The following is a 24,906-nucleotide window of genomic DNA, read 5'->3' on the forward strand; positions in this document are numbered from 1 at the left end:
TGAATGATGAACCGCAAGGAAGCACCCGTAATCGCGTTTTTCCCCGAAGCTAGTTTTGGGGCTGCACTGAATTGTGTGGGGATCGCTCAGGAACTTCGCGCAATGGGTGCACACCCCGTTTTCCTGACCCACGGTGGCTTTGGTGGCGTATTCGCAGATTACGGTTTTGACGAGTTCGCCGTCCCTGTTCAGTCAGAGTTGACAGAAGAGGAAACCCAGACCTACTGGCAGGAATTCCTGAGCCATCATCTGCCGCATTTTGACATGCATCCAACTGACCAACTGACCACCTATGTAGAGCCCGTTTGGAACGCAATCGTCGAGACTGCGGAATCGGTTGAGCAGGGGTTGGAAACGGCGCTAGAGCGGATCAACCCGGATGTTGTCGTCCTCGACAACGTCATCATGTTCCCGGCCATCGTACGATCCGAGCGCCCATGGGTCAGGGTCATTTCTTGCGCGGAAACCGAGTTGCCAGACAACTGCCTACCGCCGTACCTGTCCGGCTTGCCGGCATCTGACGCTGCCGGGTGCGCGGCATTCCGGAACCAGTACCTGGAGACCCTTGGCCCAATTCATGCTCGCTACAACAAATTTCGCATGGATCGGGGACTTGGGCTATTGCCTAAAGGTGAGTTCCTAGAAACATCACCGCATCAAAACCTTCTTTTGGCGCCATCTATAATTCGCCATGATCGTGATCAGGCGCTGAGTCCTGGACAATTCACCTTTCTCGAAGGCTGCGTACGCCAGGAAGGTCCCTACCGTGTACCTCAGATGCCCCGTAACGACGGGCCTCTGGTGTATGTGAGTTTTGGTAGCCTGGGTGCTATGGATGTCACTTTTTTTGAAAGCCTGTTCGACGTATTCAAGAAAATGGACATGAGGTTTCTGGTCAATGTCGGGGCCCAGATCGATGCCTATTCCAGAGTACCAGACAATGTTCATCTGCAGGAATGGTTCCCGCAGCCGTCCGTGGTTGAACAATGCGATCTGTTTATTCACCACGGCGGCAACAACAGCTTTTGCGAAGCGCTGTATTTCGGGGTCCCGTCGCTGATCCTTCCCTATTGCTGGGACGGACACGATAACGCCCAGCGGGCAGTTGAAACCAGTGTCGGACTCAGGGTAAATCGATGGGATTGGACACCGGAGCAGTTGGAGAATACGATTAACCAACTACTTGGGGACGCGGAGATGAAGACCCGGCTGGCTGCGAACTCAGAGATCATGCAGTTGAAAAAGTCGGTTCCGTTAGCTGCTCAAAAAATTCTGGATTGTGTAAAACCTAACCGAATCTAGTTTATTCCCGTCGGTCATCCGTTTTGTCATGAAGGATGGAAGGGTACATCGCAACGAACTCTAAATCACTGAACCTAAAGGGCTCTGATGATGTGACCGCCCCCCGACGGCATCATTGTGCCAAGGTGGGTCTGCAACGATCCACAAAGGAGAGCGGTCATGTCAGAGATTATCACGGTCGGGCTCGATCTGGCGAAGAATGTGTTTCAGGCCCACGGGGCAGATGCAGCGGGGCAGCCTATTCTGCGCAGGAAACTGCGTAGAGTTCAGGTGCTGACCTTCTTCAGCGAGTTGCAGCCCTGTGTTGTCGCGATGGAAGCCTGTGGCGGCGCTCATTTCTGGGGTCGCAAGATCGGCAAGCTGGGTCATGAGGTGCGGCTCATCCCACCCGCCGGGATCGTGTACATGCCGGTCTCGGCGCCGCTGTCGTCCATCACCGGCCGCACGGTGATGGAACTGAGCAGCGTGCGTCGCGCGATGTCCTCGGCCAGTTCCTCGATCGACACGCCCGCCTTGACGTGGCGCACGTTCGACTGGCTGAGCATCAGCTTGTTGAAGGGGATGTCGCGCGAGGCGCTGAGGGTGATTTTCTGTTGCTTGGTCATCGGGATATCTCCGCGACGGGCCAGCCGGGAGCCTCTCTCCCAACCTCCAAACCCGTCACGGAAAACCCGGCACCCCTCTCACTCTCTGGCTAATTCAAGCGTCTCAACAAGTCGGCAAGCAATTCAAGCTTGCACTTTGACCATGCAAGACAATGAAAGGTCGCACCGACTTGAAATGAAGAAAAAACTATGGAAAGCAATCTATCACTGGGTTTGCCTTCGCATTACCCCCAATACTCGACAGGTAAAAGTTCGCAACAAGAGCCCTTGCTGAAAAAATATCGCTACCTGTGAGCCAGATTTCCGTGGAATAGCGTCGCTCTTCCGTTCCACCAAAGTACACGGCTGGCATTGACTGACTGTACGTAAAGATCGGCGTCAGTTCTCCACTTGTATTTTCCAGGTACAAATCAGCATTGAACGTACCACTTTTCATTTTTACGCCATTTGAAAACGTAACCGTCAGGTTAATCGGGTATGTCCGCCAGTCATGATAGAAAACATACTCAAACCCTTCATCAGCGGCAGTGAACTGATAGAGCTTACCGTCTGGCGGGCGCACCTCTAGATCAATGTAGCCAAACATCTTATCGATGTAGATTCTTCGTCCTGTTGGATACTGCCCATCTCTACAGCGCATTTTTGCTTCAAAGTGCATTGCTGCTGGAAGTATTGCATCTCTCGAAAACGCGATTCTTTGCTCATTGATGACATCTTCAGAGGCAGGTTCTCCGAACAGTACTCCTGCCATCTGCGTGTGAACGTGATCGTTTGTGGGTGTCTCCACTTCATCCCTCCCGATAAAATTGAGATTTGGATGTTCACGCAGAATTTCGTCGATGTCGTGGTCTGCAAAGACTTTTGACCCATAAAGACCTAGCAACAGACTTAACGCAAAGCTCGGAAAACTGAATTTTCTGTACCTCCGTTTCATGCGTAGGTCCTTCTAGAAATTGCGGTTAGATTAGCACATGCGCTTCATCGGAAAATTCAGCCGATCAAGAATTAAATAGGGGTCTCATTTGGATCTGGCTCTTCGCCGTCATCCGCCAAGAATTTCTTGATTTCTTCTTCAGTCAAATTGTATTCAATTTCCTCACCAGTCTCGATATCTTCGCTATCAAGACTTGTAGGTCGAACAAAACCCCCGCGAGGAGGGGTGCCTGGGATCCCAACTCCAGTTGGGTCATGTCGAATAACGTCTACGTCTTCATCGACCGCCGTGGCATAAAGAACGTAGATAGGAAACTTCGAATGCCAACATTTGTAGCCTACGTGATAGTCTAGGTCCTTGTTGTTGCCCGCTCTGGTCCGACGAAATCGAACGCGTCCTGGTCCGCCATTCGCTCGGCTCTTTATCGTGAAGCACGCTTTCTCACCACCAATTGAGGTCCAAATTTTGTGTTCTGTCCCACGCGTAATGACGAATTTGGTACCCATCTTTATGTCCCCCGTTTTAAATCGCCTCTTGCAAGAGTATCTCGTCTAAACGTAGCACGTTGGGACTGATCCTGCACCTATTTCGCGGTCTCCAACAACGTTTTCGCCTTCCCCTCCATCACCAGCCGCGCATCCTGCTGCGGCCTCGACCGGGCGACCGCGGTGATCCCCTGCACGAAGTCGAAGACGCTCTCGGGCGGGCGGCCTTCCTCGGCCAGCACCGTCTCGACAATCCGACCCGTTTCCGCCTTTGAGAATCCGCGCTTGCGGAGGAAGTCCTGACGGTCCTCGTCCGACCGCGCGACGATCTTCTCCCGCGCCGCGCGGATATGCGTGTAGCGACGCAGCATTTTCCAATCCTTGTGGCCGGTGACCAGCGAGACCTGTTCAATGGCGAAGCCGGCCTCGAACAGGCGGCTTGTGCCCTCATGGCGTAGATCGTGGAAATGCAGGTCCTTCACGCTGACCTCGACGCAGGCGCGCCGGAAGGCGGTTCCGACCGATTTCGAGTTATAGGGAAAGATCCGGCCTCTTGCGTGCCCGAGTTCCTTGGCCTGTTCGGTGACCAATGCCCGGGCATCGAACCCCGTGGCGGCGAAGAGTGGGATCCGCTGGTCGTTCCCGGTCTTGTTGCGCGGGTCCTTTCTGTCGCGGATCATGAGCATCCGGCGGTCGACGTCGAGATCGGTCCATGCGACGCGGCAAATCTCGTCGAGCCGCATCGCCGTGGCCACCGCGAACTTCACGATCCGTGTCATCGGCAGGGTCAGGCGTCCGTTGTCATCGAAGCAACGGAAGAGGCGGTTCAATTCATCCGTGGTGGGGCGGCGGTCCCGCTCGGTGCCTTTGCCGATCAGGCCGAACCACTTGAGCGCGACACGTGCCAGATCAACGGGTTCCGGAGAAATGTCGAGCCCGTGCACGGCTGCCGCATGGGTGATGATCATCTTGATCACGCCGATATCGATGCTGAGGGTCACCGGACCGGCGCCTTGATCAGCGCGCGTCTTTCCATAGTCGATCAGCTTTTGCCGGTCGAGGTGCCCGATCTTCTCCTTGCCCAGATCGCGCTTGAGCGTCTTGAGCGTGGCGGCCTTGGCTCGCGACGCGGCGGTTTGCCTACCTCGCACATATCGATTATGTGGAGATCGATGAGATCGCCGAAGGTGGTCAGGCGGGAGACGGACGACTTGTTCGGCGCCAACCCCTGATCTACCCGGGTCTCCGCTAGGCGGGCCCAGCGATGGGCATCGTCGCGACGTAGAAACGTCTCGCTCGCGTAGCGGCCCTTTCGTCTGATCTGGACCCGGTATGCACCGGAGGGGAGCTTGGTGATGGAGGCCATTTTCGTGTGCGCTGTGTGTGCAATGAGTCGTCGTAGAGGGGCAAATTCGGGGATATTGGGGCGTATTCCAGCGTAGCAGAATCCGCCGCCAACAGTTTGAAGATAAACAAAAAATGAAAATAAATCAACACGCTAGATTATCCTGTGCCCCTATGATGGACTGGACGGACCGCCATTGTCGGTACCTGCACAGGTTATTGAGCCGCAATACCCTGCTTTACACGGAAATGGTCACGGCGCCTGCATTGGTGCGGGGTGGTGCGTTGCACCTGCTTGACTACAACACCGAAGAACACCCTGTGGCACTGCAACTGGGCGGTTCCGACCCCGAAGAACTGGCGCAGGCCGCGCGGTTGGGGGTGCAAGCCGGGTATGATGAAATAAACCTCAACTGCGGCTGTCCCTCTGACCGGGTGCAGTCCGGCACATTCGGCGCGGTGCTGATGCAAGAGCCGGATCGCGTCGCCGCCTGCGTTTCCTCCATGCGCGACGTGGTTGACGTGGACGTGACCGTGAAATGCCGCATCGGTGTCGATGACCAGGACCCCGATCAGGTACTGCCGGCCTTTCTGGAGAAGATTGCGCAGGCCGGGTGCGAGCGGGTCACCATTCATGCCCGCAAGGCGTGGTTGCAGGGCCTCAGCCCCAAGGAAAACCGTGATATCCCGCCTCTGGACTATGACCTCGTGCACCGGATGAAGCGCGATTTCCCACAGATGCACATCTCGATCAACGGAGGGATTTCGTCCTTGGCGCAGGCCAGAGCGCATCTTGAGGCCGGGCTGGACGGCGTGATGATCGGCCGCGCCGCCTATCACCAGCCGTCAGACATTCTTTGCGGGGCGGATCGCCAGATTTTCGGAACTGGTCAGATCACGAATCCGTTGGATGCGGTGGCCGGGATGTTGCCCTATATCGAACGGCATCTCAGCCGGGGCGGGCGTTTGCACCAGATTACCCGGCACATGCTGGGCCTGTTTGCCGGGCGTCCCGGCGCACGGGGCTGGCGGCGGGCCTTGTCCGAAGGGGCGGTGCGCGAAGGGGCCGGGCCGGAAGTGGTCGAGGCAGCCCTGAACCGGATCGCGCCTCTGGTCGGGACTGCACAAGCGGTGTAACAAGGCCCGCAGGCTGATCGGGAGGGGACGATGCCAGAGACGATGCTGTTGGTCCAGATGCTGGGCCTGTTGCTGGTGATCGGCGCCTTTGCGGGCGTTCTGGCAGGCCTGTTGGGTGTCGGCGGGGGTATCGTGCTTGTGCCTGCCTTTTTCTACACATTTCAAACTCTTGGCTATGGTGGTCCACAACTGATGCAGATGTGTCTGGCCACGTCGCTGGCCACGATTATCGTCACCTCGGTCCGCTCGGTTCTGAGCCACAACAAGAAGGGCGCGGTTGATTGGTCCATCCTGCGCGGCTGGGGGGCGGGGATCGCTCTGGGGGCAATCATCGGCGTTTTGGTGGCCTCGACCTTGCGGTCAGAGGCGTTGCAGGCGCTGTTCGGTGTGCTTGGTATGGTGATCGGCGCCTATCTGGGACTTGGCAAGTCCGAATGGCGCTTGGGCGATGCGATGCCCGGCGGTCTGCGCCGTATCGCATTGTCGCCGATGGTGGGGTTTCTATCGGTATTGATGGGGATCGGCGGCGGCAGTTTTGGTGTGCCGTTGATGAGCCTTTACAACACGCCGATTCACCGGGCGGTCGCAACTGCTGCCGGGTTTGGCGTAATCATCGCGGTGCCCGGCGTTCTGGGCTTTCTGTTTCTCGACATCGCACCTGAACACCGCCCACCCCTGACGTTTGGTGCGGTCAACCTGATTGCTTTTGGCATCGTTATCGCCATGACGCTGATCACCACGCCCTGGGGGGTCCGGCTGGCACATGCGATGGACCCCAAGCCGCTCAAACGGGTGTTCGCTGTGTTCCTGACGCTGGTGGCGCTCAACATGCTGCGCAAGGCGTTGGGATGGTAAACGACTTCTTTGTTCGCGGCTGGCTCCGCTTTCCCTATGATCCGGTTCTGGCAGACTGGGTCAGCCATGCCTTGCCCGCGGCGCAAAAATCGGTTCACGACCCGGCGCACGCCCAGTGGCATGATTGCGAAGGTACATGGTTCATTGGTGTCGATGCACTGGGCAATGATGCGCAGGGCAGGGTGGGCAACTCCGGCCCCTTGTCCGGCAATGCAGTGGATTTCATCACGCGACATCTTGGGTTTCACCCGCTGCACAAAGGTCAGGTTTCGGTGATTTACCCCGGCTATCCGCGCCCGCGCCGCGGCGAAGGCGAGGCGACCGCGCGATATCGCGTCAGACGCGACGCGGCGCATGTGGACGGGTTGAAACCCAGCGGCCCGGATCGCCGCCGCAAGGTTGACGAGCCGCACGCCTGGATCTTGGGTATTCCCCTGACCGAAACCAGCGCCGACGCAGCTCCCTTGGTGGTCTGGGAAGGCAGCCACAAGATCCTTGGCGACGCCTTTGCTCAGGCGCTCGCGGGCCTGCCGCGCGACACCCTTCACCTGGCCAATGTGACAGACATCTATCAACAGGCCCGGCGTGTTGTGTTCGACACCTGCCCCCGGATCGAGCTGCCCGCGCGCCCGGGCGAGGCCTACCTGCTGCACCGTCACACCCTGCACGGGGTCGCCCCCTGGGCCGATACCGCGACCGGCGGACCTGATGGCCGCATGATCGCCTATTTCCGCCCGGAATTGCCCGGAGGTGTGGCCGAATGGATCGAATCCCCGTAACCTTCCTGCAATTCTTTTTAATTGTGGGGATTTGAGACAATGATCAGCATCACGACCCAAATGGACGGCGCCTTGATCGAGGCGGAACTGTCCGGCGAAATCACCAGCGCCGACTATGCCGACACTCTGGTTCCGGCGGTCGAGGCCGCGCTTGCCGATCACGACCGTGTCCGTCTGCTGGTCATCATGGGGCAGGAGTTCAAGGGGTATGACCTGAGCGCAGCCTGGGCCGATACGATGCTGGGCCTCAGCCATTGGCGCGGCTTTGATCGGATTGCGGTCGTGGCCGATCAGAGGTGGGTGCAGAACGGCGTACGTCTGGCCGCGCCGATCCTGCCCTGTCCGGTGAGCGTGTTCGAACTGGCCGAGGTCGAAACCGCCCGCCGCTGGATTCGCGAGTCGCTGGGAACGATTCACGTTACCGATCTGGGCGGCCCGTGCATTCAGATCAAGCTGATGGGCAAGCTCGACCCCGAAGCCTATGAAGAGGCCGAAGGCGATCTGGACGCAATGATCCGCGCCAAGGACGGGTTCCGCCTTTTGATCAACCTGACCGAATTCGAAGGATGGCAAGGCCTGTCCGGACTGGCTGCGCATTTCCGGCTTGCCGGCAGCCACGTGGGCTTGTTGGACCGGGCTGCCATTGTCGGCGACAAGACCTGGCAGCGCATGGCCGAACGGGTGGGGCGACATATCGTCAACGCCAAGACACAGTTCTTTCCCGCCGCTGAACTGGACGCCGCCAAGGCCTGGCTCGCGGCAGGTTGATGCCGGGGCAATCATGAGTATCCGCACTGAACTGCAATCTCTCTTCGATCGTTATGTTTCGGCCTATCGCAAGGGCGATGCGGCGGGATGTTCAGCCTGTTTTACCGACAACGCCGAACTTTACTCGCCGTACGGACCGGCAGCAAAAGGGCGCAAGGCCATCGTGGATACCCACGCCGAATGGGTCGCGGAGGGCGGCGAGGACAAGACAATCGCGGTCGTGCAGGCTGGTCAGGATGGCGACCTGGCCTGGTGTCTCGCGCAGTTTGCCGAGGGCGATGGAGCCGACGAAGGGATATCTCTCAATGTCTGCGAACGTCAGCCGGACGACACCTGGCTGATCCGGATGTGCAGCCTGAACGAAGGGTAAATTTCAGCGGTCCAGTCGCGCTGCACGCCCGCCGCGCCGCTTGAACAGGCGGGGTTTGCGGTTGGGCAGCTCTTCCATGATCCCGGCGCGCTCTGTGCTGTCCATCTTTGACCAGCGGCTGATCTCGTCGATGGTGCGGAAACAGCCGGTGCAGATCCGTTCGGTCGGGTGCACGACGCAGATCTGGACGCAAGGGCTTTCAACCTCGTTCCGTTTCCAAACCATCTTCGTCATCGGTGGTCTCCGACCCGTTACAGAAAGCGCATCCGATCCAGCGCACCCTGCAAGATATAACCTGCGGCGACGTGATCAATCACCTGTCCGCGACGTTTTCGTGTCGTATCCGCCTCAAGAAGTGCTTTTTCAGCCGCAACCGTGCTTAGCCGTTCATCCCAGAACCCGATGGGCAGGTCCGTCAGCCGCGACAGATTGCGGGCGAACGCGCGCGTCGACTGGCACCTTGGCCCCTCGGTCCCGTCCATGTTTCTGGGCAGGCCCAGCAGGACACCCCCGATCTCGCGATCCCCGGCGATTTCCAGCAGCCGCGCGGCGTCAACACCGAACTTCTTGCGGCGCACTGTCTCCAACGGGCTGGCAATCCCGCGCGTCCGGTCCGAAACCGCGACCCCGATGGTCTTTTCCCCCAGATCCAGCCCCATCAGCGCCGACATGGGCGCAAGTGCTGCGGCAAAATCCTCGAAAACGTCGTGGATCATTCGCCCAGACCCGCCTGCCTTGCGGCGCTGGCGATCATCTCCCGTGCCGCGTCGTTCTCGGCAAATACACTCAGCGCTTCATCGCGAATTGCAACGGCCCTGTCAGCCTCTCCCAGAACGCTCAGGGCCGTGATCAGACGCGCCCATTCCTCCGGCGCGCCGCCCTCGGTCGCAAGGCGGTCGGACAGATTCTCGACCATGCCGCGGATCATGTCCTGCCGTTCTTCGGCCGTCATTTCGCTGGCTGCGTCCACGTCATCACCCGTTGGTCCCGACAAGGGCGCCGGGCTGGCCGGAGGCGTATAGTTGACGCCAGCGCGATAGGCCAGGTCCTCGATCTGCGCGCGAATGGCCTGCGACCACGGCGCGTGCGGCGACGAAATGCGCAGGGTTTCCTCCCACAGGCTGAACGCCAGGTCGGGGCGCCCGACCTGCGTCAGCATCTGGCCCCAGTAATAGCGCGCGGGTCCATTTGCCGGATCGATATCCAGCGCTTGCAGCAACACCGCTTCAGCTTCCGGCGACACGTAACCGCCCGCCGCCTGGATCATCAACTCTGCCTTGTCGCCAAAATCATCCGCCGTGGCCGCGTCGCCCATCAGTTCGATGGCCCTGTCCTTGGCCTGATAAGCCGCCTTGAAGTCTCCGACATTCGCCTCGTGCTGCGCCAGCAGGTTATGGCCCTGAATGTCGTCGGGCCGGCCCGCGACCGTCTCGCGCAACTGCCGCAGCAGGTTGGCGTAACTGTCGTCGATCTCGGGCTTGGGCTGGACGGGCAGCTTATCTTCGGCGGTCAACTGGTCGGGCCGGTCCTTGCGGAACTCTTCGGCCATCTCGATCCGCAGCGTCAGCGGCAGGTCGCCATATCCCGGTGCGCCCAGCCTGTCATAAAGCAGAACACCGCCGCCCGTCAGAATCAGCGCCGACAAAACTGCGACAACGATCGTGACCGCCCGCGTCGGCCCGCCACCGTCACGTTCCTGCTGTATCTGGGCGTCGGCAGCCAGAATGCGGCGCGAAATCTCGGTGCGCACGCGCTCGGCATCGGCCTCGGCAATCACCCCGCGTGCCAGATCCCGGTCGACACTGGCAAGCTGTTCGCGATAGACACGCAGATCATAGGCCGCCGCCGGTTCACCGTTACGCCGTCCACGCAGCATGGTCAGGCCAAGCAGCGCCGCGATCATCAGCGCCATGAGGGAAATCAGAATCCAGAAGGTCATGTGCTCTCCGAGAGTGTTGCCCCCATCTAGACCTGCAGGCGGGTCGAAAAAAGAGGCAAATGGCCGCGATCTTGGGCGTATGTCGCAATAGTGCTCTATTGCGACGCAGTACGGCACGGGTAAACTCCGGTCGCGCGGCATATCTGCGACCAATCACGAACCGGATCGGATTCGCTCATGAGACACTATTCAGCTTTTGCAGTGGCGCGCGAAGCGCTGCGCCATCACACCGGATGGGAACGCGCCTGGCGTTCACCCGAACCCAAGAAACGCTATGACGTCATCATCGTCGGCGCGGGCGGGCACGGCCTGGCGACCGCCTACTACCTTGGCAAGAACTACGGTATCACCAACGTTGCCGTGATCGAAAAAGGGTGGCTGGGCGGTGGCAACACCGGCCGCAATACCACGATCATCCGCTCGAACTATCTGCAGGACCCGTCGGCAGCGATCTATGAAAAGGCGCGCGGGCTTTACGAGGATCTCAGCCAGGAACTGAATTACAACGTCATGTTCAGCCCACGCGGCGTCATGATGCTGGCTCAGACCCAGCACGAGATTCGCGGATATCAGCGCACGGCGCATGCCAACGCGCTGCAGGGCGTCAAGACCGAATGGATCACTCCCGAACGCGTCAAGGAACTGGTGCCGATCATCAATATCCACGGCCCCCGCTATCCGGTTCTGGGTGCGCTCTGGCAGGAACGCGGCGGCACCGCGCGCCACGACGCCGTGGCCTGGGGCTATGCCCGTGCCTGTTCCAACATGGGCATGGACATCATCCAGAAATGCGAGGTCACCGGCGTGCGCCGCGAAAACGGTCGCGTGATGGGTGTCGAAACCACCAAGGGCGCCATCGAATGTGACAAGCTCGGCATCGTGGTTGCAGGTCATTCGGGCCAGTTGGCCGAAATGGCGGGCTTCCGTCTGCCCGTTGAATCGCTGGCGTTGCAGGCGCTGGTTTCCGAACCGATCAAACCCTGCATGGATGTGGTGGTGATGGCCAACACCGTGCACGGTTACATGTCGCAATCCGACAAGGGCGAGATGGTGATCGGCGGCGGCACCGACGGGTTCAACAACTTCACTCAGCGCGGCAGCTTCCACCATATCGAAGAAACCGTGCGAGCGCTCAACGAAACCTTCCCGATGATCTCACGTCTCAAGATGCTGCGCCAGTGGGGCGGGATCGTCGACATGACAGGCGACCGTTCGCCCATCCTGTCGAAAACCCCGCTTGACGGCTGCTTCATCAACTGCGGCTGGGGCACCGGCGGCTTCAAGTCGATCCCCGGTTCGGGCTGGGGCATGGCACAGCTGATGGCCACCGGCCATTCGTCGCTGACCGAGGCGTTTTCGCTCGACCGCTTCAAAGAAGGCCGCTTCATCGACGAAAGCGTCGCCGCCGGGGTGGCGCACTGATGACCATCTATCGGGCATGTCGCGAACGTTCCGGCGTTCGGAAAGGGTGGGCGTGATGGCCTATTCCGAGGACATGGCCGAAATCATGCGTGCGGATCTGGGCGTGGAGCCGGGACTGACCGAGAAGAAGATGTTCGGCGGCCTGTGTTTCCTTCTCCATGGCAACATGGTCTGCGGCGTTCACAAGGACGGGGCGATGTACCGCCCCGGCAAGGGCGGCGAGGCCGAGGCGTTGTCCGCCGGGGCGCAACCGCTCTCCTTCACCGGTCGCCGGATGGGCGGCATGGTCGAGGTGGACGCCGGAGGCTTCGAGAACACTGCGCTGCGCGCAAAACTGACTGAATTGTCGCTGGCCCATGCGGCCAGCCTGCCACCGAAATAACGTGCAAAGGATGACGATATGCTGATCCTGAATTGCCCCTATTGCGGCGTCGACGCCGAAGAAACCGAACTGGCCGCAGGCGGCGAGGCGCATCTCAAGCGCTTCGGTCCCGGCTCTTCCGAGGATGATTTTCACGACTACCTGTTCATGCGTGAAAACCCCAAGGGTGTTCACCTGGAACGCTGGCGGCATGCCAATGGCTGCGGCAAGTGGTTTCACGCCGCGCGCTGCACCAACACGCTCGAAGTGTTCGGCACCTATCCGGCCCAGACCACCGAGCCGCCGCAAGCGATCAAGGATGCCATCTCGGCCAAGCGCCCGGGCTGGTCTTGGAAAGACTTCTCCTGATGCTTCATCTCTTCAAAAATACTCCCGCCGGAGGCTCCGACGCCTCCTCTTGCGAAAGGTCCGCATGACATGAGCACCCGTCTCGCAAATCAGGGCCGGCTGATTAACCGGTCCAAGCAGGTCACATTCACGTTCAACGGCGCCACGATGCAGGGCTACGAGGGCGACACGCTGGCCTCGGCCCTGCTGGCCAACGATCAGATGATGATGGGCCGGTCGTTCAAGTACCACCGTCCGCGCGGCGTGGTGGCGTCTGGCGCCGAAGAACCCAACGCCCTGGTCGGGCTGGGGCAGGGCAGCCGGTTCGAGCCGAACCAGCGCGCCACCACAACCGAGCTGTTCGAGGGGCTTTCGGCCGCCTCGCAGAACCACTGGCCGAACCTGAATTTCGACATCCTGGCGGTGAACAACAAGCTGGCGCGCTTTCTGCCGTCGGGCTTTTACTACAAAACGTTCATCCATCCCAAACCGTTCTGGAAACACGTCTACGAACCGATCATCCGCCAATCGGCGGGTCTGGGCAAAGCGCCCGACAAGGAAACCCGCGACGCGGATACCTACGAGCATTTCTATGCCTTTGCCGACGTCGTCGTGATCGGCGGCGGTGTCGCCGGTCTGCAGGCGGCCAAGGTCGCGGCGCAGTCGGGTGCCAGGGTCATGCTCATCGAGCAGACCGCGCATTGGGGCGGTCGCGCTCCGGTTGACGGCGGCACCATCGACGGCGAGCCTGTGGATAACTTCGTGGAGCAAACCGTTGCCGAGCTGCAGGCCATGGACAACGTCACGTTGCGCACGCGCTGCATGGCGGCGGGCGTCTATGACCACGGCTATCTGTTGGGATACGAACGAATTTCCGATCACAAGCCCGGCGCGCAGGGTCCGCGCCACCGCTTGTGGCGCATTCGTGCCAAGCAGATCGTCACCGCGACAGGCGCCATCGAGCGCCCGCTGTCCTTCGCGGGCAACGACGTGCCCGGCGTGATGCTCGCCGGGGCGATGCGCGACTATGTGGTGAACTGGGGCGTGACGCCGGGTGAGCGGGTCATCGTCGCCACCAACAACGACGATGCCTATCGCACCGCGATCATTCTTAAGCAGGCCGGTGTTGACGTGCTGCGCATCGTCGATGCCCGCACAACAGCAGGCGCGCTGGCCGACGAGGCGCGCGCGCTTGGTATCCGGGTCGACCCCGGCAAGGCCATTGCCAAGGTCAAGGGTGGCAAGCGCGTCAAGACTGTTGCGCTGTGCAATCAGGAAGGCGTTGGCGGCGCACGGGAAGAAGTCGAATGTGATGCAGTCGCCATGTCGGGCGGCTGGTCTCCGGTTGTTCACATGTGGTCGCATTGCGGCGGCAAGCTGATCTGGGACGAGGCCAACGCCCATTTCCGCCCCGACCCCGACCGCCCGCCGCTGGGCGCGAATGGCGAAGGCTTCGTTGTTGCCGCCGGGTCCGCCAACGGTCCGTTGTCGCTGGGCGATGTGATGGCCGACGCGCAGGCGGCAGGCAAGGCCGCGGCCAGGGCCGCAGGCTTCAAGCCCAGGAACACCAAGGCCCCGGTCGGCGAAAGCACCGAAGAGGCCGCGATGCAGGCCGTCTGGCTGATGCCCGCCAATGCCGACATGCAGCTGCGCGCCAAGTCCTGGCTGGACTTCCAGAACGACGTCAAGGTCTCGGACGTGCAGCTTGCTGCGCGCGAAGGCTATGAAAGCGTCGAACACACCAAGCGCTATACCACGCTCGGCATGGCAACGGATCAGGGCAAACTAAGCAACATCAACGGCTTGGCGATCCTTGCTGATGCACTAAATTCCGAGATTCCGCAGGTTGGAACCACCACGTTCCGCCCGCCCTATACCCCCATTTCGATGGGTGTGATCGGCGGAGAGGCGCGAGGCGACATCTTCCAGCCGATCCGCCGCACGCCGATGCACGATTGGCATGATCGCAACGGCGCGGATTGGGAGCCGGTCGGCCAGTGGCGCCGGACCTATGCCTATGTCCGTCCCGGCGAAACCGTGCATGACGCGGTCAATCGCGAGGTCAAGAACACCCGCCAGAACCTTGGCCTGCTGGATGCCTCGACGCTGGGCAAGCTGATCGTCAAGGGACCGGATGCGGGCAAGTTCCTGGACATGCTCTATACCAACATGATGTCCACGCTGAAGCCCGGCAAATGCCGTTATGGCCTGATGTGTTCGGAAAACGGCTTCCTCATTGACGATGGCGTTGTCGCCCGCATCGACGAGGACACGTTCCTGTGCCACACAACCACCGGCGGCGCCGAACGCATCCATGGCCACATGGAAGAATGGCTGCAGACCGAATGGTGGGACTGGAAAGTCTATGTCGCCAACGTGACCGAACAATACGCGCAGGTTGCCGTGGTCGGCCCCAACGCCCGCAAGGTGCTGGACAAGCTGAACGCTCAGGCTGGCGGCGGCATGGACCTGTCGAAAGAGGCGCTGCCCTTCATGGAATGGCGCGACGGCAAGATTGGCGCGTTCGATTGCCGCGCCTACCGGATCTCGTTCTCGGGTGAACTCAGCTATGAAATCGCCGTGCCTGCGTCGCAGGGGCAGGCCTTCTGGGATGCCCTGATGGAGGCCGGAAAAGAGTTCGGCGTGATGCCTTACGGCACCGAATGCCTGCACATTCTGCGCGCCGAAAAGGGCTTCATCATGATCGGTGACGAAACCGACGGCACCGTGATCCCGCAGGATCTGGGTCTGCACTGGGCGATCTCTAAAAAGAAAGAGGATTTCCTGGGCAAACGGGCGCAGGAACGCACCCACATGACCGATCCCGACCGCTGGAAACTGGTGGGTCTCGAGACTGTGGATGGTTCAGTTATCCCCGACGGCGCCTATGCGGCGGGTGATGGCGTCAACGCCAACGGCCAGCGCAACATGATCGGGCGCGTGACCTCGACCTACTACTCGGCCAACCTGGGCCGTGGCATCGCCATGGGTCTGGTCAAGCACGGCCCCGACCGCATGGGAGAGGTGATCGAGTTCCCGGGCACCGACGGCAAAACCTACAAGGCAAAGATCGTTGACCCGATCTTCTTCGACAAGGACGGGGAGAAGCAGAATGTCTGAACCCATCAGCGCACTGAACCACGCCAGCTATGACGGTATCGCCAAGATCGAGGAATGCGGCCTGCAGGGTATGATCACCCTGCGCGGCGATCTCGCCGACAAGGCTCTGGCCAAGGCCGTCAAGGACGCAACCGGTCATAAAGTCCCCGGCCAGCGCGAGGCGCTCGTCGATGGTGACACCGGCGTGTGCTGGATGTCCCCGGACGAATTGCTGGTGCTTGTGCCCTATGCCGAGGTCGAGGCCAAACTGGCCGCGATGACAAAGGCGCTTGGCAGTACTCATTCACTGGCCGTCAATGTCTCGGACGCCCGTGCGGTGTTCCGCGTCTCGGGGGCCTATGCCCGCGAGGTGATGGCCAAGGTCTCGCCGGTCGATCTGTCGAAAGAGGTGTTCCAGCCCGGCCAGATCCGCCGCTCGCGGCTGGCCCAGATTGCCGGCGCCTTCTGGATGGATGGCGACGACACCTTCCGCGTCGTCTGCTTCCGCTCGGCCGCGGATTACGCCTTCAAACTGCTCAAGGTTGCCGCGCAGCCGGGCAGTCAGGTCGACTACTACTGAATATCTGCCAAACGGTCCCTTCGGGGGCCGTTTCAGTCTGTGAACAGATAGGTTCCGAACCGCTCCAACGCCGGGTCACGCACCGCGTCATCCTTCACGATTGGGGTTCCCTTGTCATCCGTACAGTTCGGATAGAATGACAGGGCATCGAACAACTCCAGCGTCCTGTTCTTGCGTTCAGTTTCATTCAGATACGGCGCGTGTGTCGAAAGATAAAGCGCCGGGCGCTGGTCTTTCAGCCAGTCCACCAGCGTCGGAAGAACCGTATACTCCGCCCCTTCGATATCCATCTTGACCAGTGAAACCCGCGACAAATCCGTCGCAGTGCAAAACTGATCCCAGCCGATGGTCAAGGCATCGGTTCCATGATCCGCATCGCTCAGCAGCGAGGTGGTGGAATCCCCCGGCTCCCCGCGCACCGAGGCCATGCGCGCCACGCCGAACCCGCCCGACAGCGCCACCCCAAAGGCCGATACGTTGCGGATATCGTTCAATTCCAGATTCCACGCCAGATGGCGATAGGCGGTCGGGTCTGGCTCAAAGCACCAGACATGCCGTGCCCTGCGCGCGCCATACAGAACCGTCGGGCCGATCCATGCACCGATATCCAGGTAATCCCGGTCGGGTGACAGGTATTCATCAAGCACCGCGAAGGTCTCCGGCTCCCAACCTCCCGCCGATCCCTTGCGCCAGAACTTGGAATGGTACGGGTCCAGCCGGAACCGCTCGCCATTCAGGTTCCCCGCATAGTATCCGCGGGCGCGATAGAACATCTTGCGCGCTTTGGTCAGCATCCCTGCCTCCGGGTTTTCTTGTCTCGGCCCTTGACCTCGCGGCGCTGCCAAAGCATGTAAACTTGGGAACGCAACTCATATTTCAACAGGGGGCCAAGATGGCTTTTGAACTTCCTGATCTTCCTTATGCACATGACGCGCTGGCATCCAAGGGCATGTCGGCGGAAACGCTGGAATATCATCACGATCTGCACCACAAGGCCTATGTCGACAACGGCAACAAGCTGATCGCGGGCACCGAATGGGACGGCAAGAGCCTGGAAGAGATCATCACCGGCACCTATGACGCCGGCGCGGTGGCACAGAACGGCATCTTCAACAACATCAGCCAGCTCTGGAACCACAACCAGTTCTGGGAAATGATGGGCCCGGGCACCAGTGCCATGCCGGGCGAGCTTGAGGCAGCCCTCAATGAAAGCTTCGGCTCGGTCGACGAGTTCAAATCGCAGTTCTCCGCCGCCGGCGCCGGTCAGTTCGGCTCGGGCTGGTGCTGGCTGGTCAAGAACGCCGACGGCTCGCTGGCCGTGACCAAGACCGAGAACGGCGTCAACCCGCTCTGCTTCGGCCAGACCGCGCTCTTGGGCTGCGACGTGTGGGAGCACAGCTACTACATCGATTTCCGCAACAAGCGCCCGGCTTACCTGTCGAACTTCCTCGACAATCTGGTGAACTGGGAAAACGTCGCGTCCCGGATGTGATAGATTGACCCGACGCGGGTTTATCAAGGGGCTGCTGGCGTCGTTGCTGGCAGCCTTTTTTGCGGCCACCTACGGTTTCTTCATCGAACCGGCCCTGCGCCTGCGGGTGCGGCGCTGGATCATCCGGCGCGACGACTGGACAGCACGGCCCCTGCGTATCGCGGTGATCGCGGATCTGCATGTCGGTGAACCCTTTGTCGGGTTGAGTCGCGTCGAACGCCTGGTGCGCCGCACCAACGCATTGGGTGCCGACCTGATCGTGCTGCTGGGCGATTTCGCGGCGGGACATCGGTTCGTGACCGAACCGGTGCCGATCAGCGACCTGGTGCCGGTACTGGCCAAACTCTCGGCCCCGGAAGGTGTCTATGCGGTCCTGGGCAATCACGACTGGTGGGACGACCTGTCGGCGCAGGCTCGTGGCGGTGGTCCGAATCTTTATGGCGAGGCGCTCAGACAAGCGGGCATTCCCGTCCTGTCCAACGCCGCCGTCAAACTGGCCCGATCCGGCACCTGGCTGGCAGGGTTGGAGGATCAGCTCGCGCTGGTGCGGGGCGGGGGCAGGTTCGACGGGCTGGACGATCTGCCCGGAACGCTGGCGCAGATCACCGATGACGATCCGGTCATCCTGCTGGCGCACGAGCCCGATATCTTTCCGCAGGTTCCCGCCCGCGTGGCCCTGACCCTTTCCGGGCATACGCATGGGGGGCAGGTGCGCCTGTTCGGATACTCCCCGATTGTCCCCTCGCGGTTCGGCAATCGCTACGCCTATGGGCACGTACGCGAAGATGCGCGCGATCTGGTCGTCTCAGGCGGCATCGGGTGTTCGATCCTGCCGGTCCGGTTCGGTGTGGTGCCCGAGATCACCCTGATCGAGATCAGCGCTTGACCTTGCCCCGTCCCCGTGGTTCCGGTGGCGGCGGAGGGCGATCATGACAGAAGCATTCAAGGGCATCCTTGCCATGGTCGCGGCCTGCACGATCTGGGGCCTGTCGCCACTGTTCTACAAACTCCTGACGCATGTTCCACCGCCCGAGGTGCTGTCGCACCGCACGCTGTGGTCCGTCGTCTTTTTCGCCGGAATGCTGGCGCTTCAGGGGCGGTTGCACGAGATTGCCTCGGCCTTTGCCGGGCGCAGGCAGACGGCCGTCATTGCCCTCGCGGCGGCGATGATCTCGGCCAACTGGTTCGTGTTCATCCTGTCGATCCAGATCGGCAAGGCGACCGAAGCGTCGCTGGGCTATTACATCTTTCCGCTGATCACGGTGCTGATCGGCTGGTTCTGGTTCGGCGAACGGCTTGGTATCGCGCAATGGGGCGCCATCGCGCTTGCCGCTCTGGCGGTCATCGTGCTGACCGTCGGCCTTGGCGTGGCGCCGTGGATATCGTTGATCCTGTCCTCGACCTTTGCCGTCTATGGGGCAGTGAAAAAGAAACTGGCGCTGGGGCCAGTCGTGTCCGTTACCTGCGAGATCCTGATCTACCTGCCGTTCTGGCTGGCGGTTCTGGCCTGGTATCACGGCATGGGGCAGGGGCATTTCGCCAGTGACTGGCGCACCAGCCTGCTGCTTATACTCGCCGGCCCGCTGACGGCGATGCCCCTGATCCTGTTCAGCTATGCGGCCCGCCGCGTCCGCCTGTCCACCGTGGGCGTGATGCAATACCTCAACCCGACCCTGCAATTCTTCTGCGCCGTCTTGGTTTTTGGCGAGCCCTTCACCTTCTGGCACCAGGTCGCATTTGCGCTGATCTGGACGGCGGTCGCGATCTTTTCGGTCTCGGCGCTCGCTCAGGACAGGGCCGCGCGCAGGGCATCCATGGCGGCGCTTGCTGTATCCGCCCAGATCAGGAACTCCCCCAGCGACGGGTCGGCAAAACCCTGAGCGATCACCTGATCCAGAAGCTCGCGCAGCTTGTCCCAATAGCCATCGACATTCAGAATCAGGATCGGTTTGTCGTGCAGTCCCAGCTGCCGCCATGTCAGCGCTTCGAACAACTCGTCCAAAGACCCCGGTCCGCCCGGCAAAACCACGACCGCATCGGCGTTCATGATCATCACCTTCTTGCGCTCGTGCATCGTCTCGGTGATGACGAAATGGGTCAGATCTGTCTTGCCGACCTCACGGCGCACCAGATGAACCGGGATTACGCCGAAAGTCACACCACCCGCCGCCTGGGCCGCGCGCGCAACTTCGCCCATCAGACCTACATCTCCGGCGCCATAGACCAGCCGCCAGCCCTGAACGGCCAGCATCTGGCCAAACGCCCTTGCCGCGTCCGAATAGGCAGGGATTGCACCATTGCGTGACCCGCAATACACACAGACGGATTTCTGGGACATGAAACGGCCTTTCCGGGCTTGTGTCAGAGCTTTTGACCCGTGATAGCGGGATTGGTAAGCTGGCTCAACTGCGTGGCGCGGATGCCGGCCTGGGGATGGCACACGCCACGGATTGAAAGGACTGAAATGGCTGCGAAGTCGGGAAGCGGGAGTTTCACCTGGGGGCTGCTCGCCGGGGGTGTTGCCCTGATCGGGGCAGGAGTTCTGTATTACACCGGGATTTTCGGGACATCATCCGAGCCTGTGCCGGAACCGGCAGAGCAGGCGGCGCAGTCCGAACCGCAGCCACAGGATACGGCGAAACCTGCGCAAGAGGGCAACACGGACCCGCAGTCCGCAACCGAAGAGGCCGAAGAACACGCCGCGGCCAAGGAACCGGCCCCTTCCGAACACCCGGCCCCCGTGCTCGATCAGATCTATGTCGAAAAAGACGGCAATGCCTTGCTGTCCGGCAGCGCGGTGCCGGGCAGTTCCATCACGGTTCTGCTGGATGGTGCGAAAGTGCACGACTTTGTCGTCGACAACAGCGGCAGTTTTGCCGAGTTCCTGTCACTTCCCTTCAGCGATGCCGCCCGCGGGTTGGTACTCGAAGGCGAACTTGATGGGCAGAAACAACTCTCCGACGACTATCTGATTGCCGCTCTGCCAGAACCGGAGCCCCAGCCGGAACAGGTTGCGAGCGCCGAGAGCATTGCGCCGGAACCCGCCGCCGAACCTGCGCAGGAAACCGCGTCCGCCGATCCGCAGGATAGCCCGGCGCAAGAACCAGCGGCGCAAGTCGCACAGGCCGATACAGACACGGGCTCGCAAGAGCAGGGCACCGAAGCGGCCGCAATCGATGACACCGCAGACGCTTCGACCAACACGGAAACCGCCGAAACCGTCCAACCGGCGGAAACCGCCGAAACTGCCAGCGCCGAACAGCTCCCTCAGCCCGAAACCACCGAAACACCCGCCCCCGAAAGCACGGGCCAGGTTGCCATTCTCCGCTCCGGAGAAGACGGCGTCGAACTGGTTCAATCCCCGGCCAAACAGGCGGACGTGCCAACAGGGCAGGTCACGCTTGACACGATCGGCTATTCCGAGAGCGGCGATGTACAGCTTTCGGGCCGCGCCCAGCCGCGCGCCGTGATCCGCCTTTATCTCGACAATCGCGCGATCACCGACATGCCGACCAGCGATCAGGGCAGATGGCGCGGAGAGATCGAAGGCATCGAACCCGGTATCTATACCCTGCGGCTGGATGAGATCGGCGGCGACGGCACCGTTCTCAGCCGCCTTGAAACCCCGTTCAAACGGGAGTCACTTGAGGTTCTGCAACCAGCAACTCCGGTTGTTACCGCCGAAGCGTCCACCTCCGACACGTCCACCGAGGCACCCGCCACGACCACAACTGCAGAAACAGCGCCTGCGGCAATCGCAGAGACTGAATCGCCGGTGCCAGCCCCAACCCCTGCGCCGGCAATTCGTGCCGTGACCGTGCAAAAGGGCGACACCCTCTGGGCCATTTCGCGCGAACGTTATGGCGACGGATTTTTGTACGTACGGGTGTTCGACGCCAACCGCGAGTCGATCCGCGACCCGGATCTGATCTACCCGGGGCAGGTCTTCACTATCCCCGAATGATCCCTGCCTCTGGCCTTTCCCGGGCCAAGGGCTATCTCTGACCGCAATCAAGGTACGCGATGAGACGTCTGGCCCCTTTGCATTCCGACGACATGCCGCCCGAGGATGACCGCGCCTCGGGCTGGCGCACGATCCGAAAGGTGGCCCCATACCTGTGGCCAGAGGACGAGCCGTGGGTGAAGAAACGTGTCATCCTGGCGATGGCTATGCTGGTGCTGGCCAAGCTGATCGCCGTCTATACGCCGATCCTCTACAAGGGCGCGGTGGATAGTCTGGCCAAGGACGGCGCGCCGCCGATGCTGCTGGGCGCGGTCGGGCTGACCGTGGCTTATGGCGTTGCTCGGATGCTGACGGTCGGGTTCCAGCAACTGCGCGACGCTTTGTTTGCACCGGTCGGACAGCGGGCGTTGCGGGCGCTGGCGCTTGAGACCTTCCAGCATATTCACCGCCTGTCGATGCGCTATCACATCACCCGCCGCACCGGCGGTCTCAGCCGCATCATCGAGCGCGGGGTGAAGGGCGTCGAATTCCTGCTGCGCTTTCTGCTGTTCTCCATCGGGCCGCTGATCCTGGAACTGCTGCTGGTCGCCATCATCCTGATGTGGCTTTTCGATGTCTGGTATCTGGTCGTCGTCGCCGTCACCATCGCGCTTTACATCTGGTTCACCTTTGCGGTGACCGAATGGCGGGTCAAGCTGCGCCGCGAGATGAACGATCAGGATACCGAGGCCAACCAGCGCGCCATCGACAGCCTGTTGAACTTCGAAACCGTCAAATATTTCAACGCCGAAGACCGCGAAGCTCAACGTTACGACGTATCGATGAAGGCCTATGCGCAGGCGGCGCTGAAAACGGCCTATTCGCTGGCTCTCCTGAATTTCGGCCAATCCTTCCTGATCACCTGCGGCCTGATCGGGGTGATGGTTCTGGCGGCTCTCGGTGTACAGAACGGCACGCTGACGGTGGGCGATTTCGTCATGGTCAACGCGTACATGATCCAGATCACAGTGCCGCTTAACTTCCTTGGCACGGTTTACCGCGAAATCCGTCAGGCGCTGGTGGACATGGGCCAGATGTTCCAGCTTCTGGAACAGCCCTCGGAAGTCACCGAAAAACCCGACGCGCCTGCGCTCAGGGTCAATGGCGGCGAGGTGACGCTCGACAAGGTCCATTTCGGTTACGACCCGGATCGCGAGATCCTCAAGGGCATTTCCCTGACTGTCCCGGCAGGACAGACCGTCGCCATCGTCGGCGCCACCGGCTCGGGCAAATCGACCATCGGGCGGCTTCTGTTCCGGTTCTACGACGTCACCGTCGGGGCGCTCAGGATCGACGGACAGGATGTGCGCGACGTGTCGCAATCCAGCCTGCACGCCGCCATCGGAGTGGTGCCGCAGGACACGGTGCTGTTCAACGACACCATTCGCTACAACATCGCCTATGGCCGCGACGGGGCCAGCCAGGCCGAAGTGGAAGAGGCCGCGCGCGCCGCGCAAATCCACGATTTCATCGTGACGTTGCCCGAAGGCTATGACACCCGCGTTGGCGAACGCGGCCTGAAACTGTCAGGCGGTGAAAAACAGCGCGTGGGCATTGCCCGAACCCTGCTCAAGAACCCGCCGATCCTGCTCCTGGACGAGGCGACGTCGGCGCTCGACACCGAGACCGAGCAGGAAATCAAGGGCGCTCTGGCCCGCGCGGGCGAGGGGCGCACGGTGATCACCATCGCCCACCGCCTGTCCACCATTGCCGAGGCCGACCGCATCGTGGTGCTGGAACGCGGTGAGATAGTCGAGCAGGGCACGCATGACGAATTGCTATCGCGCGACGGCCGCTATGCCCAGCTCTGGAGCCGCCAGCAGGCGGATGCCGACGCCGCCTGACAGCTTTGTCGGGCGCAAGGGAAATGATATGATGGGGCCCTGATTCCGGAGGTCTCATCATGTATCGATACCTGCGAATGACCCTGACCCTGGCCACCCTTTCCGCAAGCCCGTTCTTGCTGCCAGCCGTTGCATACGCCGATCCGATCATCGGCGTCTGGAAAACGCAGCCAGACCGCAAGAACCTGACATCGCACATCCGGATATCCGCCTGTGGTGACAAGTTCTGCGGTCAGATCCTCTCGGCCTATGATCCGTCGGGAAAGAAAGTCCAAACCCCCAATATCGGCAAGCGGCTGTTCTGGGGGGTCACCAGCGAAGGCGGCGGGAAATACGGCGGCGGTACTTTCTGGGTGCCGCTGGTCAACGTTCAGGCGGTGCCCCAGATGACGCTCAAGGGAAATACCCTCAAGGTCAGGGGCTGCGCCCACCACATCTGCGGCCACCAGTCCTGGACGCGGCTCTGAGTTTTCTTCGCGTCACATCAACAGCCAGAGTCTGTTTCGGGCGGGAATGAAACGATCAAGCCGTCAACCTTGGGGAGGGCATATGTTCAATCAGGACTTGTTTATCGATTTCTCGCTTGCGCTCTTTGCGTTCGTCAACCCCCTCTATACAGTCCCCGTCTTTGTCGCCATGACACAAGGCTTCAACAACGCAGAGCGCCTGCGAACCTCGCTCATCGCAGCCGCAACGATGTTCTGCGTGCTGATGCTGACCGTGATAGTCGGAGATCAGGTCCTCCTGATTTTTGGCATCAATCTACCGTCCTTCAAAATTGCCGGAGGACTGATTATTCTGGGTCTTGCATTCAAGATGCTCTTTCTGAACCTGGACAAGAACGAAGACCCCGCCCAGTCGTCGCAAGACATGCCCGTGCCGCCAAAGAAGGATATCGGCGTCTACCCGTTGACGATCCCCGTTCTTGCCGGGCCCGGACTGTTCACGACGGCCATCGTTTTCAGCAGCGAGCTGACAACGCTTTCCGATTTCGCCGCGATCTGCGCCGTTGCGGTCGTCACCGCGCTTCAGTACTGGCTATCCATGATTTTTGCAGGTGTCGTGACGCGATACCTGAACAACACGACAATTCAGATCGGCACAAACGTCCTCGGAATTCTGTTGGCCGCAGTTTCCGTGGAACTCATGCTGTCCGGCGTTGAAGAATTTGTGCTTTCTATCCAATTGCCGGTCTGAACGCATTTCCCGGCGCAGGTTCTCGCCGGGAAAAATGGGCTT

At 60.8% G+C, this 24,906-nt stretch carries 26 protein-coding genes and 2 pseudogenes; 19 read left to right on the forward strand and 9 right to left on the reverse strand.

The features are described from left to right. The first annotated feature begins 6 nt into the window (after nucleotides 1-6). Nucleotides 7-1,302 carry a nucleotide disphospho-sugar-binding domain-containing protein gene (locus AC2FMY_RS05415; RefSeq protein WP_496807089.1) on the forward strand — a complete coding sequence of 432 codons (1,296 nt, stop codon included), beginning with the start codon at nucleotides 7-9 and terminating at the stop codon, nucleotides 1,300-1,302. Nucleotides 1,303-1,461: 159 nt separating this feature from the next. Further along, nucleotides 1,462-1,695: pseudogene (locus tag AC2FMY_RS05420) on the forward strand (IS110 family transposase); the annotation flags it as partial. On the opposite strand, the pseudogene AC2FMY_RS05425 reads toward AC2FMY_RS05420, so the two are convergent. From AC2FMY_RS05425 to AC2FMY_RS05440, 4 genes and pseudogenes are all read right to left on the reverse strand, one after another. Then, nucleotides 1,686-1,907: pseudogene (locus AC2FMY_RS05425) on the reverse strand (DNA-binding protein); the annotation flags it as partial. The pseudogenes AC2FMY_RS05420 and AC2FMY_RS05425 sit on opposite strands and share 10 nt — an antisense overlap. A gap of 187 nt (nucleotides 1,908-2,094) precedes the next feature. Then, nucleotides 2,095-2,841 (reverse strand): hypothetical protein, encoded by a 747-nt coding sequence (locus tag AC2FMY_RS05430; RefSeq protein ID WP_496807090.1) that lies wholly within the window; start codon nucleotides 2,839-2,841, stop codon nucleotides 2,095-2,097. 71 nt (nucleotides 2,842-2,912) lie between these two features. After that, on the reverse strand, nucleotides 2,913-3,347 hold the full coding sequence (locus AC2FMY_RS05435) for a hypothetical protein (RefSeq protein WP_496807091.1): 435 nt from the start codon (nucleotides 3,345-3,347) through the stop codon (nucleotides 2,913-2,915). Nucleotides 3,348-3,424: 77 nt separating this feature from the next. Continuing rightward, a complete protein-coding gene (locus tag AC2FMY_RS05440; RefSeq protein WP_496807092.1) occupies nucleotides 3,425-4,477 on the reverse strand; it encodes a site-specific integrase in 1,053 nt (350 codons plus the stop codon). Between the two features lie 328 nt (nucleotides 4,478-4,805). Between AC2FMY_RS05440 and dusA the strand changes: the two genes are divergently transcribed. Genes dusA through AC2FMY_RS05465 form a run of 5 tightly spaced genes read left to right on the forward strand, consistent with a single transcriptional unit; the run spans nucleotide 4,806 to nucleotide 8,579 of the window. Further along, the gene (gene dusA, locus AC2FMY_RS05445; protein ID WP_496807093.1) at nucleotides 4,806-5,807 is read left to right on the forward strand and encodes a tRNA dihydrouridine(20/20a) synthase DusA; all 1,002 of its coding nucleotides are present in this window, start codon (nucleotides 4,806-4,808) and stop codon (nucleotides 5,805-5,807) included. A 30-nt stretch (nucleotides 5,808-5,837) separates the two neighbouring features. Then, nucleotides 5,838-6,662, forward strand: a complete 825-nt coding sequence (locus AC2FMY_RS05450; protein WP_480749727.1) for a sulfite exporter TauE/SafE family protein — start codon at nucleotides 5,838-5,840, stop codon at nucleotides 6,660-6,662. Then, a complete protein-coding gene (locus AC2FMY_RS05455) occupies nucleotides 6,656-7,441 on the forward strand; it encodes a hypothetical protein (RefSeq protein ID WP_496807094.1) in 786 nt (261 codons plus the stop codon). Before AC2FMY_RS05450 ends, AC2FMY_RS05455 begins: the two co-directional genes overlap by 7 nt. A 39-nt stretch (nucleotides 7,442-7,480) precedes the next feature. Beyond that, nucleotides 7,481-8,209 (forward strand): SpoIIAA family protein, encoded by a 729-nt coding sequence (locus AC2FMY_RS05460; protein WP_496807095.1) that lies wholly within the window; start codon nucleotides 7,481-7,483, stop codon nucleotides 8,207-8,209. Nucleotides 8,210-8,222: 13 nt separating this feature from the next. After that, nucleotides 8,223-8,579 carry a YybH family protein gene (locus tag AC2FMY_RS05465; RefSeq protein ID WP_496807096.1) on the forward strand — a complete coding sequence of 119 codons (357 nt, stop codon included), beginning with the start codon at nucleotides 8,223-8,225 and terminating at the stop codon, nucleotides 8,577-8,579. Nucleotides 8,580-8,582: 3 nt separating this feature from the next. On the opposite strand, the gene AC2FMY_RS05470 is transcribed toward AC2FMY_RS05465, so the two are convergent. Genes AC2FMY_RS05470 through ccmI form a run of 3 tightly spaced genes read right to left on the reverse strand, consistent with a single transcriptional unit; the run spans nucleotide 8,583 to nucleotide 10,518 of the window. Further along, nucleotides 8,583-8,813 (reverse strand): DUF1289 domain-containing protein, encoded by a 231-nt coding sequence (locus AC2FMY_RS05470; protein WP_480749731.1) that lies wholly within the window; start codon nucleotides 8,811-8,813, stop codon nucleotides 8,583-8,585. Between the two features lie 17 nt (nucleotides 8,814-8,830). Then, nucleotides 8,831-9,295: a Holliday junction resolvase RuvX gene (gene ruvX / locus AC2FMY_RS05475; RefSeq protein WP_496807097.1), complete on the reverse strand. Its 465-nt coding sequence runs from the start codon at nucleotides 9,293-9,295 to the stop codon at nucleotides 8,831-8,833. Then, nucleotides 9,292-10,518, reverse strand: a complete 1,227-nt coding sequence (gene ccmI, locus AC2FMY_RS05480) for a c-type cytochrome biogenesis protein CcmI (protein WP_496807098.1) — start codon at nucleotides 10,516-10,518, stop codon at nucleotides 9,292-9,294. The genes ruvX and ccmI overlap by 4 nt, the downstream gene beginning before the upstream one ends. Nucleotides 10,519-10,695: 177 nt before the next feature. Here ccmI and AC2FMY_RS05485 point away from each other — a divergent pair, with 177 nt between their 5' ends. The 5 genes from AC2FMY_RS05485 (at nucleotide 10,696) to AC2FMY_RS05505 (ending at nucleotide 16,328) form a co-directional block, all read left to right on the forward strand. Continuing rightward, nucleotides 10,696-11,940, forward strand: coding sequence for a sarcosine oxidase subunit beta family protein (locus AC2FMY_RS05485; protein ID WP_480749734.1), 1,245 nt, complete (start codon nucleotides 10,696-10,698; stop codon nucleotides 11,938-11,940). A 16-nt stretch (nucleotides 11,941-11,956) separates the two neighbouring features. Beyond that, nucleotides 11,957-12,322, forward strand: coding sequence for a TfoX/Sxy family protein (locus AC2FMY_RS05490; RefSeq protein ID WP_496747563.1), 366 nt, complete (start codon nucleotides 11,957-11,959; stop codon nucleotides 12,320-12,322). Between the two features lie 18 nt (nucleotides 12,323-12,340). Next, nucleotides 12,341-12,670, forward strand: a complete 330-nt coding sequence (locus AC2FMY_RS05495; RefSeq protein WP_480749736.1) for a sarcosine oxidase subunit delta — start codon at nucleotides 12,341-12,343, stop codon at nucleotides 12,668-12,670. 69 nt (nucleotides 12,671-12,739) lie between these two features. Continuing rightward, nucleotides 12,740-15,769 (forward strand): sarcosine oxidase subunit alpha family protein, encoded by a 3,030-nt coding sequence (locus tag AC2FMY_RS05500; protein WP_496807099.1) that lies wholly within the window; start codon nucleotides 12,740-12,742, stop codon nucleotides 15,767-15,769. Continuing rightward, nucleotides 15,762-16,328 carry a sarcosine oxidase subunit gamma gene (locus AC2FMY_RS05505; RefSeq protein WP_496807100.1) on the forward strand — a complete coding sequence of 189 codons (567 nt, stop codon included), beginning with the start codon at nucleotides 15,762-15,764 and terminating at the stop codon, nucleotides 16,326-16,328. Before AC2FMY_RS05500 ends, AC2FMY_RS05505 begins: the two co-directional genes overlap by 8 nt. Nucleotides 16,329-16,360: 32 nt before the next feature. Here AC2FMY_RS05505 and AC2FMY_RS05510 read toward each other — a convergent pair whose 3' ends face one another. Next, nucleotides 16,361-17,122 carry an FkbM family methyltransferase gene (locus AC2FMY_RS05510; RefSeq protein WP_496807101.1) on the reverse strand — a complete coding sequence of 254 codons (762 nt, stop codon included), beginning with the start codon at nucleotides 17,120-17,122 and terminating at the stop codon, nucleotides 16,361-16,363. A 98-nt stretch (nucleotides 17,123-17,220) separates the two neighbouring features. Here AC2FMY_RS05510 and AC2FMY_RS05515 point away from each other — a divergent pair, with 98 nt between their 5' ends. The 3 genes from AC2FMY_RS05515 to rarD are packed head-to-tail and all read left to right on the forward strand — an operon-like array spanning nucleotide 17,221 to nucleotide 19,700. Further along, the gene (locus AC2FMY_RS05515; RefSeq protein WP_496747556.1) at nucleotides 17,221-17,820 is read left to right on the forward strand and encodes a superoxide dismutase; all 600 of its coding nucleotides are present in this window, start codon (nucleotides 17,221-17,223) and stop codon (nucleotides 17,818-17,820) included. A 4-nt stretch (nucleotides 17,821-17,824) separates the two neighbouring features. Then, nucleotides 17,825-18,706 carry a metallophosphoesterase gene (locus AC2FMY_RS05520; RefSeq protein WP_496807102.1) on the forward strand — a complete coding sequence of 294 codons (882 nt, stop codon included), beginning with the start codon at nucleotides 17,825-17,827 and terminating at the stop codon, nucleotides 18,704-18,706. 43 nt (nucleotides 18,707-18,749) lie between these two features. Next, nucleotides 18,750-19,700, forward strand: coding sequence for an EamA family transporter RarD (gene rarD / locus AC2FMY_RS05525; RefSeq protein ID WP_496747553.1), 951 nt, complete (start codon nucleotides 18,750-18,752; stop codon nucleotides 19,698-19,700). On the opposite strand, the gene AC2FMY_RS05530 is transcribed toward rarD, so the two are convergent. Next, a complete protein-coding gene (locus tag AC2FMY_RS05530) occupies nucleotides 19,607-20,158 on the reverse strand; it encodes an LOG family protein (RefSeq protein ID WP_496747551.1) in 552 nt (183 codons plus the stop codon). The genes rarD and AC2FMY_RS05530 overlap by 94 nt on opposite strands. Before the next feature lie 126 nt (nucleotides 20,159-20,284). Between AC2FMY_RS05530 and AC2FMY_RS05535 the strand changes: the two genes are divergently transcribed. The 4 genes from AC2FMY_RS05535 to AC2FMY_RS05550 all read left to right on the forward strand — a co-directional run bounded on the left by AC2FMY_RS05535 (nucleotide 20,285) and on the right by AC2FMY_RS05550 (nucleotide 24,864). Beyond that, the gene (locus tag AC2FMY_RS05535; RefSeq protein ID WP_496807103.1) at nucleotides 20,285-21,784 is read left to right on the forward strand and encodes a LysM peptidoglycan-binding domain-containing protein; all 1,500 of its coding nucleotides are present in this window, start codon (nucleotides 20,285-20,287) and stop codon (nucleotides 21,782-21,784) included. A 92-nt stretch (nucleotides 21,785-21,876) separates the two neighbouring features. Next, entirely contained in the window at nucleotides 21,877-23,667 is a 1,791-nt protein-coding gene (locus tag AC2FMY_RS05540; protein ID WP_496807124.1) for an ABCB family ABC transporter ATP-binding protein/permease, read from the forward strand. Nucleotides 23,668-23,726: 59 nt separating this feature from the next. Then, complete coding sequence (locus tag AC2FMY_RS05545) at nucleotides 23,727-24,134, forward strand: DUF2147 domain-containing protein (RefSeq protein ID WP_496747589.1); 408 nt, start codon at nucleotides 23,727-23,729, stop codon at nucleotides 24,132-24,134. Between the two features lie 82 nt (nucleotides 24,135-24,216). Beyond that, entirely contained in the window at nucleotides 24,217-24,864 is a 648-nt protein-coding gene (locus AC2FMY_RS05550; protein ID WP_496807104.1) for a MarC family protein, read from the forward strand. The last annotated feature ends 42 nt before the right edge of the window (nucleotides 24,865-24,906 follow it).

The sequence above is a fragment of the Ruegeria sp. YKSE079 genome (assembly GCF_059612845.1).